The organism is Pseudomonas sp. URIL14HWK12:I6 (assembly GCF_000514195.1).
In the GTDB taxonomy this organism is placed as follows: Bacteria; Pseudomonadota; Gammaproteobacteria; order Pseudomonadales; family Pseudomonadaceae; genus Aquipseudomonas; species Aquipseudomonas putida_A.
Genome location: NZ_AZVL01000004.1, coordinates 192,046 through 209,221, shown reverse-complemented (window position 1 = coordinate 209,221; position 17,176 = coordinate 192,046). Strand labels below are relative to the sequence as shown.

At 58.8% G+C, this 17,176-nt stretch carries 17 protein-coding genes; 6 read left to right on the top strand and 11 right to left on the bottom strand.

The annotated features are described in order from the left end of the window. Window positions 1-51: 51 nt before the first annotated feature. Window positions 52-540 (bottom strand): hypothetical protein, encoded by a 489-nt coding sequence (locus H043_RS0109150; RefSeq protein ID WP_256214157.1) that lies wholly within the window; start codon window positions 538-540, stop codon window positions 52-54. Between the two features lie 171 nt (window positions 541-711). Further along, window positions 712-1,587, bottom strand: a complete 876-nt coding sequence (locus H043_RS0109145; protein ID WP_027611580.1) for a LysR family transcriptional regulator — start codon at window positions 1,585-1,587, stop codon at window positions 712-714. Between the two features lie 112 nt (window positions 1,588-1,699). On the opposite strand from H043_RS0109145, the gene H043_RS0109135 reads away from it, so the two are divergent. From H043_RS0109135 to H043_RS0109125, 3 genes are all read left to right on the top strand, one after another. Continuing rightward, the gene (locus H043_RS0109135; RefSeq protein WP_027611579.1) at window positions 1,700-2,890 is read left to right on the top strand and encodes a YbfB/YjiJ family MFS transporter; all 1,191 of its coding nucleotides are present in this window, start codon (window positions 1,700-1,702) and stop codon (window positions 2,888-2,890) included. A 61-nt stretch (window positions 2,891-2,951) separates the two neighbouring features. After that, window positions 2,952-3,950: an NAD(P)H-quinone oxidoreductase gene (locus H043_RS0109130; protein WP_027611578.1), complete on the top strand. Its 999-nt coding sequence runs from the start codon at window positions 2,952-2,954 to the stop codon at window positions 3,948-3,950. A 109-nt stretch (window positions 3,951-4,059) separates the two neighbouring features. Further along, a complete protein-coding gene (locus H043_RS0109125) occupies window positions 4,060-5,004 on the top strand; it encodes an alpha/beta hydrolase (RefSeq protein ID WP_027611577.1) in 945 nt (314 codons plus the stop codon). Here H043_RS0109125 and H043_RS0109120 read toward each other — a convergent pair. The 6 genes from H043_RS0109120 to H043_RS0109095 all read right to left on the bottom strand — a co-directional run bounded on the left by H043_RS0109120 (window position 5,001) and on the right by H043_RS0109095 (window position 12,530). Further along, window positions 5,001-6,812 carry an ABC transporter ATP-binding protein gene (locus tag H043_RS0109120; protein WP_027611576.1) on the bottom strand — a complete coding sequence of 604 codons (1,812 nt, stop codon included), beginning with the start codon at window positions 6,810-6,812 and terminating at the stop codon, window positions 5,001-5,003. The genes H043_RS0109125 and H043_RS0109120 overlap by 4 nt on opposite strands. Window positions 6,813-7,144: 332 nt before the next feature. Continuing rightward, window positions 7,145-7,474, bottom strand: a complete 330-nt coding sequence (locus H043_RS0109115; RefSeq protein ID WP_007961262.1) for a hypothetical protein — start codon at window positions 7,472-7,474, stop codon at window positions 7,145-7,147. 106 nt (window positions 7,475-7,580) lie between these two features. Beyond that, window positions 7,581-8,609 carry an RNA 3'-terminal phosphate cyclase gene (rtcA, locus tag H043_RS0109110; protein WP_027611575.1) on the bottom strand — a complete coding sequence of 343 codons (1,029 nt, stop codon included), beginning with the start codon at window positions 8,607-8,609 and terminating at the stop codon, window positions 7,581-7,583. Between the two features lie 8 nt (window positions 8,610-8,617). Beyond that, window positions 8,618-9,406 (bottom strand): nucleotidyltransferase domain-containing protein, encoded by a 789-nt coding sequence (locus H043_RS0109105; protein ID WP_027611574.1) that lies wholly within the window; start codon window positions 9,404-9,406, stop codon window positions 8,618-8,620. A gap of 14 nt (window positions 9,407-9,420) precedes the next feature. Further along, a complete protein-coding gene (locus H043_RS0109100) occupies window positions 9,421-10,647 on the bottom strand; it encodes an RtcB family protein (RefSeq protein ID WP_027611573.1) in 1,227 nt (408 codons plus the stop codon). A 335-nt stretch (window positions 10,648-10,982) separates the two neighbouring features. After that, on the bottom strand, window positions 10,983-12,530 hold the full coding sequence (locus H043_RS0109095; RefSeq protein ID WP_027611572.1) for a TROVE domain-containing protein: 1,548 nt from the start codon (window positions 12,528-12,530) through the stop codon (window positions 10,983-10,985). 204 nt (window positions 12,531-12,734) lie between these two features. Between H043_RS0109095 and rtcR the strand changes: the two genes are divergently transcribed. Continuing rightward, a complete protein-coding gene (rtcR, locus tag H043_RS0109090) occupies window positions 12,735-14,342 on the top strand; it encodes an RNA repair transcriptional activator RtcR (RefSeq protein ID WP_027611571.1) in 1,608 nt (535 codons plus the stop codon). Window positions 14,343-14,517: 175 nt separating this feature from the next. After that, window positions 14,518-14,778: a hypothetical protein gene (locus H043_RS0109085; protein WP_027611570.1), complete on the top strand. Its 261-nt coding sequence runs from the start codon at window positions 14,518-14,520 to the stop codon at window positions 14,776-14,778. A 30-nt stretch (window positions 14,779-14,808) separates the two neighbouring features. Here H043_RS0109085 and H043_RS0109080 read toward each other — a convergent pair whose 3' ends face one another. The 3 genes from H043_RS0109080 to H043_RS0109070 all read right to left on the bottom strand — a co-directional run bounded on the left by H043_RS0109080 (window position 14,809) and on the right by H043_RS0109070 (window position 16,434). Beyond that, the gene (locus H043_RS0109080) at window positions 14,809-15,231 is read right to left on the bottom strand and encodes an RDD family protein (RefSeq protein ID WP_027611569.1); all 423 of its coding nucleotides are present in this window, start codon (window positions 15,229-15,231) and stop codon (window positions 14,809-14,811) included. Window positions 15,232-15,330: 99 nt separating this feature from the next. After that, window positions 15,331-15,675 (bottom strand): hypothetical protein, encoded by a 345-nt coding sequence (locus H043_RS0109075; RefSeq protein WP_027611568.1) that lies wholly within the window; start codon window positions 15,673-15,675, stop codon window positions 15,331-15,333. Window positions 15,676-15,771: 96 nt separating this feature from the next. Next, window positions 15,772-16,434, bottom strand: a complete 663-nt coding sequence (locus tag H043_RS0109070; protein WP_027611567.1) for a DUF2625 family protein — start codon at window positions 16,432-16,434, stop codon at window positions 15,772-15,774. Window positions 16,435-16,772: 338 nt separating this feature from the next. Between H043_RS0109070 and H043_RS29665 the strand changes: the two genes are divergently transcribed. After that, window positions 16,773-16,949 carry a DUF3606 domain-containing protein gene (locus tag H043_RS29665; RefSeq protein ID WP_081730194.1) on the top strand — a complete coding sequence of 59 codons (177 nt, stop codon included), beginning with the start codon at window positions 16,773-16,775 and terminating at the stop codon, window positions 16,947-16,949. The last annotated feature ends 227 nt before the right edge of the window (window positions 16,950-17,176 follow it).

The window sequence follows — 17,176 nt, the reverse complement described above, 5'->3', positions numbered from 1 at the left end:
GCATGGGTTTCCAAAGCCAACAAAAACGGCCTTCGATTGAAGGCCGTTTTTTTATTTTGGCAACACCGATGATGGCAACTCGGCAGGCTTGGCAGCACCGACATCTTTGCCCGCCTGAACCGCCGCCAAGGTTGTTTGTATCGCTGCATACAGGTTGGCCTGACTGGCGAAATAGCCACCTACGACGATGCTGACCACACCAAACAGATGCACAGCCGTTGCCATCCAGACGTTGGCATTTACGGAACCCGCCTTTTTGAGCGCCTCTTTGGACTCGATGGCAATGCCTTGAATCATCGAGTCGTAGCGTTTATCTCGCTCACACTGGATGCGCTCATTAGCCTTGTCTCGCTCTGCCTGCGAGTAAAGGAACTCTCTGATATCGGCGTGCACTCGCTCTACCCGAGCATCCATCCTTGCCTCGATGGTCTCGATCCTGGCGTTGAATTCTTCACGGCTGATAGCGTTCATGGCTTGTGTGTTACGACCTTTGCTCAATATGTCGGTGGTTTGATATTGCTCGAATTCCCTGGCTTTCAATCCGATCCCCTTCCCTGGGTTAGCGATACCTTCTCTGGCGCACCGATTTCCTGGCGCTGCGAGTTGCATCAACCTTAGGACTGGCGCTCCAAGCCCACAAGCCGGCAGATTCTGCTGTGGATGTAGGGCGTTTCGTCAGACGCTGTAGCTTGTCCAAAACGCTTTGAGCCGTCACTCATTCTCCAGTGCAAACGCCTCGACAATCTGCTCAATCACCGCCCTGACCCGTGCGGTGTGGCGCAAGTCCGCGTGGGTCACCAGCCAGACCTCATACGGTTGCGGGCGATTGCGCTCCGGCCAAAGCCTGATCAGGCCATCGCGCTCGCCCATGTATACCGGAATTTCTCCTACGCCCAGGCCGGCCGCAATCGAGCGGCGTACCAACAGACTTGAACTCAGGCTGGCGACAATCCGTCCGCGATGCAGCGGCTCGCAAACCAGCGTCATGTCCTTGTGCGTCTGCAAATACGGTTGGTAGACCACCAGATCATGGCCTTCTAACGCCGTACCCTGCGGCGGGATGCCATGGGCGTCGATATACGCCTGTGAAGCGAACAATCCCACGGGCCAGCGAGCAATCCGCCGCGCGATCAGATCGGGATTGTCAGGCCGGGTATTGCGCACAGCGATGTCGGCCTCGCGCTTGGCCAGGCTAAGGATCTGAGTGGAGGCGTCCAGTTGCACACGCACGTCCGGGTGCTGCGCGTGCAGGCGGCTAATGGCCGGGATCAGGAAGTCGATGGCCAGCGAGTCGGTGGTGCTGACGCGTACGGTGCCGGTCAGACGATCATCCAGGCCCTGAATCTGCCGCTCAAGTTCCAGCGCCGAATGCTCCATTTTTTCCACGCTTTTGAGCGCGGCCTCGCCGACCGCGGTCAATGCGTAGCCGTCGGAGGTGCGCAGGAACAAGGTCGCGCTCAGGGACTTTTCCAGCGCCGTGATCCGTCGTCCGACGGTCGCTTGATCCACCCCCAGAACCCGCGCTGCGCCTCGTAATGTCGACTCCCTGCATACCGCGAGAAATACCCGCGCATCATCCCAGTTCATGCTGCCCCCCAACCGATGCGAATTTGCATCACTATAAAGCCAAATCGCTGCATTACCGCAGCAAAGATAGCCGATATCCTGAGCGCCATAGACCTTCCTCAGGAATGCTGTCATGCGTACATCCACCTCAGCGTTACCGATTTTCTCAGGACTCTGCGCCAGCCTGGTCGGCATTGGGCTGGCGCGTTTTGCCTACACACCGCTTATTCCCTCGCTGATTCAGGCGCAGTGGTTTTCTGCCAACGACGTGGTCTACCTCGGCGCAGCCAATCTGGTCGGCTATCTGATCGGCGCCCTGCTCGGCCGGCCGATAGCGCGGCAACTGGGCAATAAAAACGCCCTGCGACTGATGATGCTGCTGGTCACCGCAGCGTTTTTTGCCTGTGCATTTCCATTGTCGGTGATCTGGTTCTTTGGCTGGCGGTTGTTGTCGGGGATTACCGGCGGCGCAATTATGGTGCTGGTGGCGGCGACTGTTCTGCCCCACGTGCCGGCATCCCGCAAAGGACTGGCCAGCGGTGCGATTTTTCTCGGTATCGGCCTGGGCATCGCCGCCTCCGGAACCATCGTCCCGCCCTTGTTGAATATGGGCCTGCACGCCACCTGGTTGGGACTGGGCGGATTGTCGTTGTTGCTGACCGCAATAAGCTGGTTTGGCTGGCCTGCTGATCTACCGCACCCGACCGCCACTCACGCAGGCGCGACGGTTGAGCCAACCCCCTCCGCCGTCTATTTGCTGTTCGGCCAATACGCATTCATGGCCGCAGGTCTGGTGCCGGCCATGGTGTTTCTGGTGGATTACGTGGCTCGCGGGCTCGGTGCCGGGGCGCAGATTGGTGCACTGATTTGGGTGATGTATGGCCTGGGCGCAATTGTCGGCCCGGTAAGTTACGGCTTTCTCGCGGATCGGCTTGGCGCGCGGATGGGCATTCGGCTGGTATTGGTGGTGCAGGCGATTGCGCTGGGACTGCTGGCGGTTTCCCACTCTTTCATGGCGTTGGCCGTACTGGCAGTGATCATCGGTTCATTCCCGCCGGGCATCGTCCCGCTGGCCTTGGCCCGCGTGCATGAACTGGTACCGGATCACCATCGCCAGCAAATCGCCTGGAGCCGCGCCACCGTATCGTTTGCCACGTTTCAGGCGCTGGCCGGTTTTGCCTATTCGGCGCTGTTCAATGCCACGGGCGGTCAGCACGCAATGCTTTTCGTGATCGCCGCCGGGGCGATTGTCGTGGCGATTTTGTTGGAGCACGCCCTGAAATGGCTGCCCTCAGCGACTGAACCACGCGTCTGTGAAAATTGAAGGGAATCATTGCCTGCGGGCTGCGCTCCCATCTTCAGAACCTCAAGCAACAGGAATCGACATGACTTTGCCCAGCGAAATGACCCGTATCGAAATCACTCAACCCGGTGGCCCCGAAGTCTTGCAGGCCAAACACGTGCCCCTGCCCGTCGCTGCAGCCGGCGAAGTGCTGATTCGCGTGCATGCCGCCGGGATCAACCGCCCCGACGCCCTGCAACGCGCCGGCAAATACCCGATGAAGCCGGGGATGAATCCGATCCCCGGTCTGGAAGTGGCCGGCGAAGTAGTGGCGCTGGGTGCCGGTGTCAGTCAGTTTGCCGTCGGAGACAAGGTCTGCGCGCTGACCAACGGTGGCGGTTACGCCGAATACTGCAACGTCCCGGCCGGGCAAACCCTGCCGATCCCCGTCGGACTGGATTGGGTGCAGGCCGCCGCTATCCCGGAAACCTTCTTTACCGTGTGGGCCAACCTGTTCGGCCTCGGCGACGCCCAGCGTGGTCAGCGCGTGCTGATCCACGGCGGCACCAGCGGCATCGGCACCACCGCACTGATGCTGTGCCGCGAATTCGGCATCGAAGCCTTTGCCACCGCCGGCAGCGCCGATAAATGCGCAGCGATCAGCAAACTGGGTGGGCAGCCGATCAATTATCGCGAGCAGGATTTCGCCACGGTCATCGCCGAAAAAACTGCTGGCCAAGGCGTTAACGCGATTCTCGACATCATGGGCGCTTCGTACCTCAACGGTAATGTCAGCGCGCTGGCGATGGATGGCCGGCTGGTGATGCTGGGCTTTCTCGGTGGCGGCAAGGCCAACGACATCGACCTGCTGGCGATCATGGCCAAGCGTGCGGTGATCACTGGCTCATTGCTGCGTGCGCGAACCGCTGAGGAAAAGGCCGAAATTGCCGAGCAACTGCGCGAACACGTGTGGCCGGCGCTGGCCGCCGGACGCTGCCTGCCGATCATCGACAAGGTTTATTCGCTGAACGATGCGGCCCAGGCGCATGCGCGCATGGAAGGTGGCGACCACATCGGCAAAATCGTTCTGCGCGTGGGCTGAGCCGCAGCATTTTGTAATCGTTGCGAGTAGACGGTGGTCGAAAAAGTCACGCGCAGACCGAGCCTTCTGGTAAAAAGCCTTCTTTGTCTGCGCTGTGGTGAACCGTTTAATGTTCCTGTCCTTCATGACCCGTTTGCGTCGTCGCCGTCTGGCGTTCGCCTGCATGGCTGCGCTGATCATTGGCGTGCCGACGAGTTGTGCGGTGCTCGAGCACACCGAGCGCAAACTGCTGTTTCGCATCGAACCGGGCACGGCCGGCTGGTATCACGGCTTGCCGGGCAGCGTGCAGGAACTCGACTTGCAGCCCAAGAGCTTCAAGGCCGGGCAGAATATTCATGCCTGGTGGTGGCCTGCGGAACGACCGAACGCTCCGGCGATTCTCTATCTGCATGGCGTGCGCTGGAACCTCACCGGACAGCTGTTCCGCATCGAGCAATTGCGCGCGGCCGGCTACTCGGTACTGGCCATCGACTACCGTGGTTTCGGCCAGAGCAAGGGCGATCTGCCTTCGGAAAGCAGCGTGTATGAAGACGCCCGTGTGGCGTGGGAGCGCTTCAAACTCCTGCAGCCCGACCCGAGCAAGCGCCTGATCTACGGCCACTCACTGGGTGGCGCCGTGGCTATTGATCTGGCCGCCGAACTCGGCCAGGACGCCGCGCGGGACCATACCCCGCTGCCGGTCAAAGGCCTGGTGATCGAGTCGACTTTCACCTCTCTCGCCGATGTGGCGGCGGCGGTGGCCAACACTTCGCTGCCGGTACGCTGGCTGCTGTCGCAGAAATTCGACTCCATCGACAAGATCGCCGAGATTCACATGCCGCTGCTGGTGGTGCACGGCATGGCCGACGCGTTCGTGCCGCCACGCTTCAGCGAGCAACTGTTCAACGCCGCCCAACAACCGAAACGATTGCTTCTGGTGCCGGGTGCCACCCACAACAACAGCATGGCGCTGGGCGGGCAGAATTATCGCAAGGCGATCGATGCGCTGATGCAGTCCAAACCCGCGCCGCGCGTGGCCGGCCCAGCATTGGTGCGCAGCGCGCAGGATTCCTAGCGATAGCCGCGAGCCTGCAGATCGAACAGCTTGGCGTAGTGCCCGTTTGCAGCGATCAGGCTGTTGTGATCGCCCTTCTCCAGTATCCGTCCGCCCTCCAGCACCATGATCTGATCGGCATTGCGCACACTGGAAAAGCGATGGGAAATCAACAAGGTCATGCGCTCTTCGGTGTGTTGGCTGAAATGCTCGAACACTGCCGCTTCCGCTGCCGGATCCAGCGCCGAGGTCGGTTCGTCGAGAATCAGGATATCGGCATCGCGGCGCATGTAGGCCCGGGACAAGGCAATCTTCTGCCATTGCCCGCCCGATAACTCCTGACCGCCAGCAAACCAGCGGCCCAACTGCGTGGCATAGCCACGGTCGAGCCCTTCAATGAACGGCGCGGCCATGCCTTCGGTAGCCGCAGCCTGCCAGCGCGATTCATCGTTGAACGCCGAGGTATCCCCCACGCCGATGTTTTCGCCCACGGTGAACTGGTAGCGAATGTAGTCCTGAAAAATCACGCCGATACGCCGCCGCAATGTGTTCTCTTCCCAATCCTGCAAATCGCTGCCATCAAGCAGAATCCGCCCCTGATCGGGCCGATAAAGGCGCGTCAGCAATTTGATCAGCGTGGTTTTGCCTGAGCCGTTCTCCCCCACCAGCGCCACACTCTTGCCCGGCACCAGGTGCAGGTCGATGCCTTCCAGTGCGGCACGGCTGGCCCCCGGATAGCGGAAACCGACGTTCTCAAAACGCAGGCCATCACCCGGATGCGCGCCGACGGTGAGATGACCGCAATCAGCCAACACCGGTTCGGCCAGATACTCATACAGGCTCGACAGGTACAGACCGTCCTCATACAAACCGCTGATCGCACTCAGGCTGCTGCTGACCGCACTCTGCCCCTGCTTGAACAACACCAGGTACATGGTCATCTGACCGAGACTGATATTGCCGTGCACCGCATCGATCACCACCCAGGCATAAGCCAGATAGAACGCCCCTGTACCGAGCAGGCCGAGACCGAAACCCCAGCCATCACGCCGCAATGTCAGGCGCCGATCCTCGGCGTAGAGCTTGGCGAAGGTGTCCCGATAACGCTGCAGCAGCAACGGCGCAAAGCCGAACAGCTTGACCTCTTTGATGTAGGCCTCATGGGACAGCAAGGTTTCGATGTAATTTTGCTGCCGACTCTCCGGAGCGCGGCGGGTGAACAAGCGGAAAGCGTCGCCGGAGAAGTGCGCCTCGGCAAAGAACACTGGCAACGCGCCAATCACCAGCAACAACAGCGCCCACGGCGAAAAATGCACCAGCAGCACACCGAAGCTGATCAGCATGATCAGGTTCTGGATCAACCCCAGCGACTTCATCACCAACGCCAGCGGCCGGGTCGAGGCTTCGCGGCGCACGCGCACCAGCTTGTCGTAGAACTCGGAGTTCTCGAACTGCACCAGCGACAGGGTCTGCGCCTTTTCCAGAATCAGCGTGTTGACCTTCTGCCCCAACTGCACCCGCAACAACGACTGCTGCACCGAGAGCGCCCGTTGCGTACCGGACAACAACGCCAACACCCCCGCCTCCATCAGCACATAACGCAACACCGGCCACAGCGGTGCAGCGCCCTGCTGCGCATGCAACTGCATCGCCGCCACCACCGCATCGACGATCCGCTGGCCCAGCCATGCGGCCAGCGCCGGCAGCACACCGGCAATCAGAGTGGCCAGCACCAGACCCAGAAACAAACCGCGAGATGTCGCCCAAACCAGTAGCAAGGCGCGCCGGGCCTGATCGAACAAAGCGTGGAAGCGGGAAATCAAAGGCATGGAACACAGAGCTCGACGGCGGATGGAGCGTGCCATGGTACTCCGCAGGTTTGATCCGTGCTGAAACTGCGCTTTTTCATGAGAAAAACACCTGGAAAAACTCTGGCCTTTGCAGCGTCCAAAGCTCTGCTATGTTTTAGCCGCCCTTCGCGGAACCTGGCGAAAATCGCCTCTCTCCGCGCCTACTGCCAGGAACCCCCGCCATGCGAATCAATCCCTGCCTGATCTTCAACGGCAACTGCCGTGAGGATTTCAATTGCGAGACTGACAAGTGACGCTGACTTTTCGTCAGGCATGAAAAAGCCCAACCTCTTCAGGTTGGGCTTTTCGATTTATCGCTGGGCCAGCTCATGCCGCACGCATTGTTCATAATAGGTCTGCTTGACCGCTGCCGGCTTGAGCTTCGAGGTGCTGTTGTAGGTCTGCTCGGTAATCCCCATTGCCGTCATGCGCATCCAAGGTTGCTGGAACTTGCGCACCTGCAACTGCTTGCGCGCGCCGTACAACGAGATCCCCGACAGCTTCGACTGCTGCGCCCCGGCGGCGATGTCCGAGCCCCAGGTACAGGCGAACCGGTGACTCTTGCTCAACTCCCTCGCTTCAATGGCCGAAGCGAAGGCAGCCAGGGAAAGCGTTGCAACGGTTATGACAATCGTCCGCATATAGCCAACCTAACCTTTTGAAAAAAGGCGATTTTGCCGGGGAAGCCCAAGCCTGGGGGCCAGCAAATTGCCGCATTCGCGAGATTGATCCGGGCTTGCGACGCGGTCAGCGACCGTTGCGGACCTCAACCCGCAGACGCTCGGGGCCCGCTTCCGAGCATTCGATAGTGACCGGCAAGAAGCGCTCGATCACCGCGATGTTGCTGTGCAGATGCTCGGTCATTCTTGGGGTAGTGAATGATCCGCCACCGGCCAGCGCCATCGGCAGCAGCAACTGGTCGGCGAGGTGTTCCGCCACCGCAGCGTCACTGCGTAACCAGTCTGTCGCCTGATTGATTGCGCTATCAGCGACCTTCTCCGCCCGTAACAACACCTGGCCAAAGGCACTGAAGACTTCGGTGACCTGCTCGAACACGTACTCCAGTAACAGCACGTTACCGGGGCCACGCGCCGGGTCGAGCGTGATCGGATGCAAAGTTTCCGCTGCCCAGCGCATGCGTTTCGCCACCTGATTCAGTTCACGCTCGGCGACGCTCGGTGCGAGACCGGCCGTCAGCGCCAAGGCTTGCTGCGACAGCAGCGCCCCACGCTCACACAGGTCCAGCGGCGTCAGTTGCGACGGCTGCACCGTGACGTCGATCTCACCGCCACCGGCCGGGACAAAGCCGTGACGCAGCAGATCCAGCTCAATGCCGGCACCCATGCGCCGCATCAACGGCAACCAGCTGCGCGTAAGGAAATCGACAGGCGGCGCCAACGGATTATGCGTACCGCCGCTGATCCGTACGCGACTTGTGCCCGGCGCCTGCAACAGTGCCGGCAGCAATGTCTGCAACACCAACGTGCAACTACCGGCCGTGCCGATCGCAAACCGGTAATCACCCGAACGAATCGCTCCCGGCTCGAAAAACAGCGCCTGCGAGCCCAGTTCCGCTCCCGCGATCCGTGCGCCGCAGACTTCGGCGGCCGCCATCACTGCCGTCAAATGCTGGCGTAACAATCCCGGCCGACTGCGGCGGGCACGAATCTGTTTAATGCGAAACGCCTGGCCCGTCACCATCGACAGGCTCAGCGCGCTGCGTAACACCTGACCGCCGCCAATCGCGCCGTCCAGTTCAATCACTTGCGGTTCCATTTCAATCCTTACGCATACAACCTGACGATGTCCCTGAGGTAGTCATCCAGTCGTCGCGAGTCTTCCTGAGTTCTGAGTAATGTGGGCACATCGCGTTCGAGTTCGGCATTGATGAACCTGTGCAGCGCCGGACGACGCGGGCCGTAGGCGCGCTCGTCGGCATTGCGTTTAAGTGCCAGCAGCTCGTCGACTTCAGCCAGCAGTGCCCGGTCGTCGACCGTGGTCAGCAGGTCGGCGAAGGTCATCGGTGGACGCCCGCGCCCCTGATCGATCCAGCGCACCGCCAGCAACGGCCGCAGCACGTAGAAGTACTTCTTGAACCGTACGCTGTCGCCTTGCAGGTACTGGCGAAAGTTGTTTTTCGCCATCGACAGATAGTGGTTGCGGGCTGCCGGCGGGCTGTAGAACGCTTCGGCCAGTTCCCGCAGTTGCGCAACCTGCGCGCTTTCGCTGCGGTACACCAATGGCGAGTCGAGCCACTCCAGCAACGTCGGATTGGACTTGCGCAATAACCCGAGGGTCTTGCGCAGTTCCCAGCCGCTGACGTCCAGCTCGTCGTCCAATGGCCGCTCGATCACAGCGCGCGGCGTGTCGACCTGAACGAACCACTGCGGTTTTTCCACGTACACGAACCGTACGTCGTAGTCGCTGTCGGTCGAGGCAAAGCCCCAGGCCCGACTGCCGGACTCACAGGCGTACAACACCGTGACATTGCGCTCGCGCTCTATACGCGCCAACTCTTCCAGTACCCGCGCACGCATCGTGGCGCACAGCGGGTGGCGTTCTGCAAATTCCATGACTGCTGATCCTTTTATCCTTTGACGCACACCACTTGCCGCAGGGTGTGCAGCACTTCCACCAACTCGCGCTGGGCGTGCATGACTTTGTCGATGTCCTTGTAGGCCATCGGAATTTCGTCGATCACCGCTTCGTCCTTGCGGCACTCGACATGCGCCGTGGCGCGGATCTGGTCTTCGACGGTGAACGTATTCTTTGCCTTCGTTCGGCTCATGGTGCGGCCGGCGCCGTGGCTGCAGGAGCTGAACGACTCTTCGTTGCCCAGGCCGCGCACAATGAAACTCTTGGCGCCCATCGAACCCGGAATGATCCCGAGTTCACCTTTCTTCGCCGACACCGCGCCTTTGCGGGTGACCAGGATTTCTTCGCCGAAATGCCGCTCTTTCTGCACGTAGTTGTGGTGGCAGTTGACCGCTTCCAGCGCCACCTCGAACGGCTTGCGAATGATCTGGCGCGTGGCCTGAATCACCGCGCGCATCATCAATTCGCGGTTCTGTCTGGCGAAGTCCTGCGCCCAGCTCACCGCTTCCACGTAATCATCGAAGTGCTGGCTGCCTTCTTCGAAGTACGCCAGGTCACGATCCGGCAAGTTGGCGATGTGTTGCCGCATATCCGCCTGAGCCATCTGAATGAACAGGTTGCCAATGGCGTTGCCGACACCGCGAGAACCACTGTGCAACATGAACCAGACCCGGTTGGCTTCATCCAGGCACACTTCGATGAAGTGGTTGCCGCTGCCGAGCGTGCCCAGATGCCCACGGTTGTTGGTGTTGGTCAGTTTCGGGTACTTGTCGGTGATCAGTTTGAAACGTGGCTGAAGCCCCGCCCAGGCCTGATCGGCTTGCTGCGGAATCTCGTCCCACGCGCCCTTGTCGCGCCGAGAACGGTTCGAACTGCGGCCATGGGGCACCGCTTGCTCGATGGCGCTGCGCAGACCTTGCAGGTTGTCCGGCAAGTCGGCTGCGGTCAGCGACGTGCGTGCGGCGATCATGCCGCAACCGATGTCCACGCCGACGGCCGCAGGGATGATCGCGCCCACCGTCGGAATCACGCTGCCAATAGTCGAGCCCTTGCCCAGATGCACATCCGGCATCACCGCCAGATGCTTGAAGATGAATGGCATCTTTGCCGTGTTCATCAGCTGCTCGCGGGCCTCGTTTTCCACCGGGACGCCTTCAGTCCAGAGTTTGATCGGCTTGCCGTTGGCGACTTCGAGCAGTTGGTAAGTGTGTGCTTTCATTTCTCTATTCTTTATTCGTTGGCCGATGATTCGGCGTTGTTCCGTCATGTGCAGCGACAAAAAAACAGACACTGTGGCTCTGCCAGTCGAGCCCCCGTTGCCGGGGCGGGATTCGAACCCGCGTTCCGATGGAGTACCTGTTGCATTCGCTGCCTTCTTTTTCAATAAGGTGGCACGACAAAAGTTGATGACTGTTGCGCGTCGCCGCGCACCGGGGTTAACCGGCCTCAGATGTACAGCCATCAGGCATTCGTGCCGTCACACACGCTGACAAGGGTTTGATGAGACGTCTTGGATGTAGTCCCACCGGCATTCAGCGCCTGTGACAAATCAATTCATTGCATCTTCTCGATCGCTTCGACCCAGTGCTGGGCACCGTAACGACCGCTGGTGAACTGCTCGACCACATCGAACACCGCATCGCTGAAACCGCCGACATTCAGAATGTCGTCGCGGTCGGCTGCCTGCGTTGCATAACCCGGCTGGATATCGATGCACACCAGCCGTGCCTGCGGGTTGATCCGCTTGATGCGCTCCCACTGGAGCATGGTCTCACTGGCACCACGGCGCCGCGTGTCGATCCAGGACTCGTTGTCCGATACCAGAATCAACGTATCGACCCTGGCCTTGCTGTCCGCCAGTTTCTTCAATGGCGCCGAGCAGTTGGTGCCGCCGCCAAAGGCCGCGGCCAGTTTCTCCGCATTGCTGATCACGCTGTCCCGTGGGTTGAGCTTGATATCCACCACCGTCACTTCGAACGGCATCACCCGCGCCGCCGGCTGTTTGCGCAACACCGCTGCCGCGACCAGTGCCGCCACATCAATGCAACGCACTGCGGTGGTTGCCCCCTGACGATAACCGGTCGCCGGGCTGCCCATTGAACCCGATACGTCCGGGCAAACCACCACCGCGCCTTCCAGCTTCGGCACGTTGGCCAACGACAACTCAAGTGCATCCTGCAACGCCTCGCGGATCTGCAGCGGTACGTTATCGCCAACCATCCGATAGGCCGCCAGCAACTGGTATGGATAAACCCGCGCCTTTGCCACTTCTTGCGGATCTGCAAGTCGCGCGGCCACGTAATCGACGCAACCCGGAACCTCGAACGCGCCATGCCGCGCCAGGGTGTTGAGGTTGATGCGCAACCCCTGCCAGCCCATGTTGCAGGCCTGCGCCGCCCATTGCTCTTTGCTCAGAATTTCGTTGCCGAGCAGTTGAAACGGTACCGCGGGGACTTCGCGACTCGCACCGCTGCGAAATGCCAGCAGATCGCGGGTCAACTCAGGCAATGCCTGCACATCCACCGGTTTACCGATCAACCAAGCGAAGAATGCTTCGCGCCAGGCCTCAGCTGGTTTCGGGTGAACCATCTTCACCACGTCCGCCAGCGATGGCTGGTTGCCAATCGACGCTTGTAGCAGTTGACGTTCGGTCGCGCCGTTCAGCCAGTTCTGCACCAGACGTTTGGGTTGCGAACCAAGGGATTTGCGCCCGGTGGCGCCACTGCGCAGGATCTGCACGTAGTTGCGCAACATCTTGCCGCTGTCGATCACTTGTTCAAACACCTCAGGTACCAACGCCGAACGGTTCGCCGTCAACGCCGCGAGCAACAACGCCGGCATGTCTTTCATGTGGCCCTTATGGCGAGCGTAGACAGCAGCCTTCGCCACGAAACGGCTGTCGAGTTCAGCCACCAGCTTCAATACTTGATCCAGTTGACTCTCTGCACTGGCGTAAAACGTCTGGTTCAGGCAACCGGTGACCGCCAGCTGGGCCAGTTGATGCTTCGGCGTGTGGGCATATGCCGAGGCACCGGAGGCATTCAAAGTGTCGCAGGCTGGCAGCTGTTTCGATTGCGTGTTGAAGAGTTTGAAGTTGACCATCGTGGCGTCTCACTGTGTTGTCCTGTTCGTTGCGATAGGAATTGCAGCGCCTGTGCCAGTTTTTGAGAGGCGCAAAATTTAATTTTTATCTTATTGATTTATATAGTTTTTTTATTTTTTATCGGTTTCTTTGAACTGAACCGAAGACAAACCCAGTGTGAGAAATCTATCATTTCATATCGTCATTTATCTTTTGAGATAGCCATGCCCAACAAACGTACCGTCGCCATCGGTTTTATCGGCGCCACGCTGGATCGCGTTGGCAAGGGCGCCAATCGCTGGAGCCACTGGCGACCGAGCGTTGGCCTTTGCCAGCAACCGGACGTGCTGATCCATCGTCTGGAACTGATTCACGGTATCGACGCGCGCGACATCAGCCTCGCTGAACGGGTTCGCGCCGATATCCAGCAGGTCTCGCCGGAAACCGAGGTACACCTGCACCCCATGGCACTGCGCAATCCGTGGGATTTCGAAGAGGTCTACGGCGCACTGCATGACTTCACGACGGCCTACAGCTTCGATACCGAGCACGAGGACTATCTGGTTCACATCACCACCGGCACCCACGTCGCGCAGATTTGCTGGTTCCTGCTGACCGAAGCACGCTATCTGCCGGCGCGCCTGATCCAGACCTCCCCCGCCCGGCGCAAAAGCGAAGATGAACAAGCCACCGGCACTCACGCGCTGATCGACCTCGACCTGTCGCGTTATGACCGCATTGCCTCGCGTTTCGCCAACAAACGCCTCGAGGGCCTGGAGTTCTTGAAGTCCGGCATCGCCACCCGTAACGCGGCGTTCAACCGCTCCATCGAACAGATTGAACGCGTGGCCGTGCGCTCCAAGGCGCCCATGCTGCTGATCGGCCCGACCGGCGCCGGCAAATCGTTTCTCGCCCGACGCATCTATGAACTCAAACGCAGCCGCCATCAAATGCAGGGCCGGTTTGTTGAGGTCAACTGCGCCACCCTGCGGGGCGACGGTGCGATGTCGGCTCTGTTCGGTCACGTCAAAGGCGCATTCACCGGAGCGCAGAACGCCCGCGACGGCCTGCTACGGGCAGCGGACGGCGGCATGTTGTTTCTCGATGAAATCGGTGAGCTGGGCGCGGACGAACAGGCGATGCTGCTCAAGGCTATCGAAGAAAAGCGCTTCTTTCCGCTTGGCTCCGACAAGGAGGTCGATAGCGACTTCCTGATCATCGCCGGCACTCACCGCGATCTGCGCAGCCGCGTCGCCGAAGGCCTGTTCCGCGAGGATCTGTACGCGCGCATCAACCTCTGGACATTTGATTTGCCCGGCCTGGCCGGCCGCCGCGAAGACATCGAGCCCAACATCGATTTCGAGCTCGAACGTCACGCTCGCGATCACGGCCAACTGGTGCGCTTCAACCTCGAAGCGCGCCGACGCTACCTCGCCTTCGCCAGCTCTCGCGAAGCGGCATGGCTGGGCAACTTTCGCGAACTGTCAGCGTCGATTACCCGGATGGCCACGCTGGCGGACAGCGGACGAATTGATGAGGCGCAAGTGCAGGAAGAAATTGATCGACTGCGTTATGCGTGGGGACTGGCGCAACCGGACGGGATGCCGGATGACCTCCCGGGAGACGCCGCTAGCCTCGACCTGTTTGATCGACTGCAATTGAAAGCGGTAATTGACGTATGTCGGCAAGCGGACAGCCTGTCGGATGCCGGACGCAGACTGTTCGGCGTATCGCGCCAGGCCAAGGCGCAGCCGAATGATGCAGATCGCTTGAGAAAATACCTGAGCCGCTTCGGGATTGAATGGGCCGACTTGCAAGGCCGCAAAATATAGCGCGGTGTTTTCGCGGCGCTCTGTCGCCGGTCATGTTTGTGGCCGGCTTGATAGAAATCCTTCTACTTTCACATTGGGCCGGGTATCTGTGACTTTACCGCTCGTCCAACGGCCAGCACCTTAGGCCTGTTCATGCCTCCAAAGAGTTACCCACATCGCGCGGAAGACTCAGATCATGAACAAGTCGATTGCAACCCTGACGCTTGCAAGCCTGCTGTTGACTGGCTCGCTCTTCACGCAGACCAGCTCGGCAGCAACACCGACAGCCTCCTCCGGCACAAATCAGGCGCAAAGCTCAGAGTCCAACGAGGAAAAAGCCAATAAAAAAGGCGAAGAAGCGTCAGGCTCAAACTCCGGCGCCGAACCGCAAGAAACGCAGAAGGACGCCGCAACCTCCAGTGACTCGGAGGATATTCAGCAAGATTCGAAACCTTAACACTTGGGCGACTGCCGTCGCCCACTTGACTCACCTGACACGAATCACAATTGTTGACGCAAGCATGTCGCCCAGGCGTTTGCGCGAGCCAAAGAAAATGAAAATCCAGTCGAGGATGTTCAGAAACGGCGTTGTGATATTGCGCATGAACGATTGATACAGATTGCAGTTCAAGTAGCTACGCTCATCAATCACCGACATCCCCAGCAGCTTTTTACCCAGGCTTTGCCCGTTGGGCATTGCGTCGGAAAACAGGTAATACGCCACACCCGTACCAAGAGCCAGGACAGCCACCACATTTGGCGGCAAACCAATAAACTCCGCCAGCCGTCCTACGAAGAGGATCAAAAAGTAGGTGATCAACGTATCGATGATCTGCCCACCCCAGCGACGGCCCAACCCGGCAAGATTTTTCGGCTTTTGATATTCACTGCTGGTATTGCTGATGTCCATGCGCCTTCGCTCGATCGGAATTTAGATGACTGAGTATCGGCACCCGATCGCCAATATTTAGTGGCGCTTCAGAGGCGAGCGCACTGACAGTACGGTCTATCAAACCCCGCAATACTGCTGCGCATGGCTCGGCTCACTGAAGGTAAAGAAGTAGAAGGAAATTTTTTCGTCCTCTACGTCTCTTAATTCATATCTGATTCTGTCGAGCCCACGATCGATTCGGGTAACGACGAGCTCCATGAATTGAGTCAATCCGCCGCCAAAGCCACTTAGATCAAGCGCACTGACATCCTGAAAATTTATGGTGATGGCGCTTTCTGCTGCGTCATCGAGCGACGACATCGTCAAGGCCAGGTTGTACTTGAAGTCTTGAATTTCGATGTTCAGCGAAACGACCGCATTGTGCTGAATCAAAAGCGAGTTCAAGCGAGATAACTTATCCATTTTCTTATGAACCAATGACGGAAAAGATGTGGCCTGCACCATTCGTGTATTTGAGCGAGCATCTTCAGCCCCGGCAGGCAGAGTATCAACCCGACATCAGAGCAGCTGCGCAGAACCTTTGCCGAGCTTGCGTGCCAACTCGACATTCATTTCGAACTGTTCGCTAACATCAATCGCCGTACGGCGACTCTTTTCGACTGAGCCTTCCCGAGTCCAGAGAAACGGGAAAAAAGAAAAGCATTGATCCGCTTCCAGCGCCTGCAGGTCGCGAATCCAGCCGTTCCAGCGCAAACCGTCGTAGAAGGTCGCGAGCCGATCACTCAACGTCCAACCCAGAAAGTCGGTGTAAGCAATGTGCAATGGCTCCCACAACAACGTGTCAGGCGCCCAGTAATACATCGCCCCAACCTCTCCACCCAAACCACCGCCATTGAGAGCAAAAAACCCTCCAGCGGCATCGTCGGCGACCAACATATAAGCATCAGCACGGCCGCCATTCCAATCCAGAAGATTTCGCGGTAATTGCGGATGCCCGGAGCCGAGCACACGTAACCAGCCGTGATCAATCAACAGCCCACCCGTTTCGAAGGCGATCGCACCCAACGTCGATTTAGTCGTGAGCTGAAGACCTGAAAGAACTCTGCCATTTTCGGTGGAGGGAGGGAGTAACTGATAGTTGAGTACGGCTTCCCCCAGCATTTTTTCAATGATGGGCAGCGCCGGATCCCGCTTGTCTATCAAGTGATCCAAACTTTTCATCCAGCGACCTTTTTTTGCGCAGGCACAAAAAAGCCGATCTAGATGATCGGCTTAAGTGTCTGATTTTACTCAGGAATAATGGTCGGGACGGAGTGATTCGAACACTCGACCCCTAGCACCCCATGCTGGGGACTGTATCAACATAAGCTATTGTTTTTTAAGGATAAATAATTGTTTTAAGGGTAGCAAAACATCCGTTTTTTTGTGCTTATGCAAACGGAAACACGTGGGCTTCAGAGGAGGTTTTGCGCAGTTGAGCTAGATCAAGGCGAGCGTCATTTGCTGGTCTATGCTGCTGTTGCCTGGACTGATCCAGGTCTGCCAAAAAGGAAATTGCAATGGGTGATGATCTGCGCAACCGTGGACCGCAAGACCGGGCTCGCGTAAACACGTCTGAAGCCTGGGAGGTAAAATACTGGTGCAATGAGTTTGGCGTGACTGAGGAACAACTGAAGGCTGCTGTTAAAGCCGTTGGCCCGATGGTTGTCGACGTCCGAAAGAAACTCGGCAAATAGTGCAGTCTTGGCCTCGCGCTCGGCGCGGGGCTTTTCATCGCAGAGAACCACCATGTCAAGGTGACTTCGGAATCAACGTAAGTTACTGGTGTAAAAGACAAATACACCAAAAACAGCAAGGTAAAAAACCGCTATTACCCCCTATAAGAATCAACAACTTAGCGCTGTATTTTCCTACAGTGGTTTGCCCTCCTACGGCGTTCTGCCGACAGCTACCAATCCAAAAT

What these genes read in the sequence shown, in the direction of transcription:
- rtcA (WP_027611575.1), bottom strand. Translation starts at nt 8,609, where the DNA reads ATGGAACCGCAAGTGATTGAACTGGACGGCGCGATTGGCGGCGGTCAG.
- H043_RS0109120 (WP_027611576.1), bottom strand. Translation starts at nt 6,812, where the DNA reads ATGCCTTTGATTTCCCGCTTCCACGCTTTGTTCGATCAGGCCCGGCGC.
- H043_RS0109095 (WP_027611572.1), bottom strand. Translation starts at nt 12,530, where the DNA reads ATGGTCAACTTCAAACTCTTCAACACGCAATCGAAACAGCTGCCAGCC.
- H043_RS0109075 (WP_027611568.1), bottom strand. Translation starts at nt 15,675, where the DNA reads ATGGATAAGTTATCTCGCTTGAACTCGCTTTTGATTCAGCACAATGCG.
- H043_RS0109145 (WP_027611580.1), bottom strand. Translation starts at nt 1,587, where the DNA reads ATGAACTGGGATGATGCGCGGGTATTTCTCGCGGTATGCAGGGAGTCG.
- H043_RS0109135 (WP_027611579.1), top strand. Translation starts at nt 1,700, where the DNA reads ATGCGTACATCCACCTCAGCGTTACCGATTTTCTCAGGACTCTGCGCC.
- rtcR (WP_027611571.1), top strand. Translation starts at nt 12,735, where the DNA reads ATGCCCAACAAACGTACCGTCGCCATCGGTTTTATCGGCGCCACGCTG.
- H043_RS0109070 (WP_027611567.1), bottom strand. Translation starts at nt 16,434, where the DNA reads ATGAAAAGTTTGGATCACTTGATAGACAAGCGGGATCCGGCGCTGCCC.
- H043_RS0109105 (WP_027611574.1), bottom strand. Translation starts at nt 9,406, where the DNA reads ATGGAATTTGCAGAACGCCACCCGCTGTGCGCCACGATGCGTGCGCGG.
- H043_RS0109080 (WP_027611569.1), bottom strand. Translation starts at nt 15,231, where the DNA reads ATGGACATCAGCAATACCAGCAGTGAATATCAAAAGCCGAAAAATCTT.
- H043_RS0109115 (WP_007961262.1), bottom strand. Translation starts at nt 7,474, where the DNA reads ATGCGGACGATTGTCATAACCGTTGCAACGCTTTCCCTGGCTGCCTTC.
- H043_RS0109125 (WP_027611577.1), top strand. Translation starts at nt 4,060, where the DNA reads ATGTTCCTGTCCTTCATGACCCGTTTGCGTCGTCGCCGTCTGGCGTTC.
- H043_RS29665 (WP_081730194.1), top strand. Translation starts at nt 16,773, where the DNA reads ATGGGTGATGATCTGCGCAACCGTGGACCGCAAGACCGGGCTCGCGTA.
- H043_RS0109100 (WP_027611573.1), bottom strand. Translation starts at nt 10,647, where the DNA reads ATGAAAGCACACACTTACCAACTGCTCGAAGTCGCCAACGGCAAGCCG.
- H043_RS0109130 (WP_027611578.1), top strand. Translation starts at nt 2,952, where the DNA reads ATGACTTTGCCCAGCGAAATGACCCGTATCGAAATCACTCAACCCGGT.
- H043_RS0109085 (WP_027611570.1), top strand. Translation starts at nt 14,518, where the DNA reads ATGAACAAGTCGATTGCAACCCTGACGCTTGCAAGCCTGCTGTTGACT.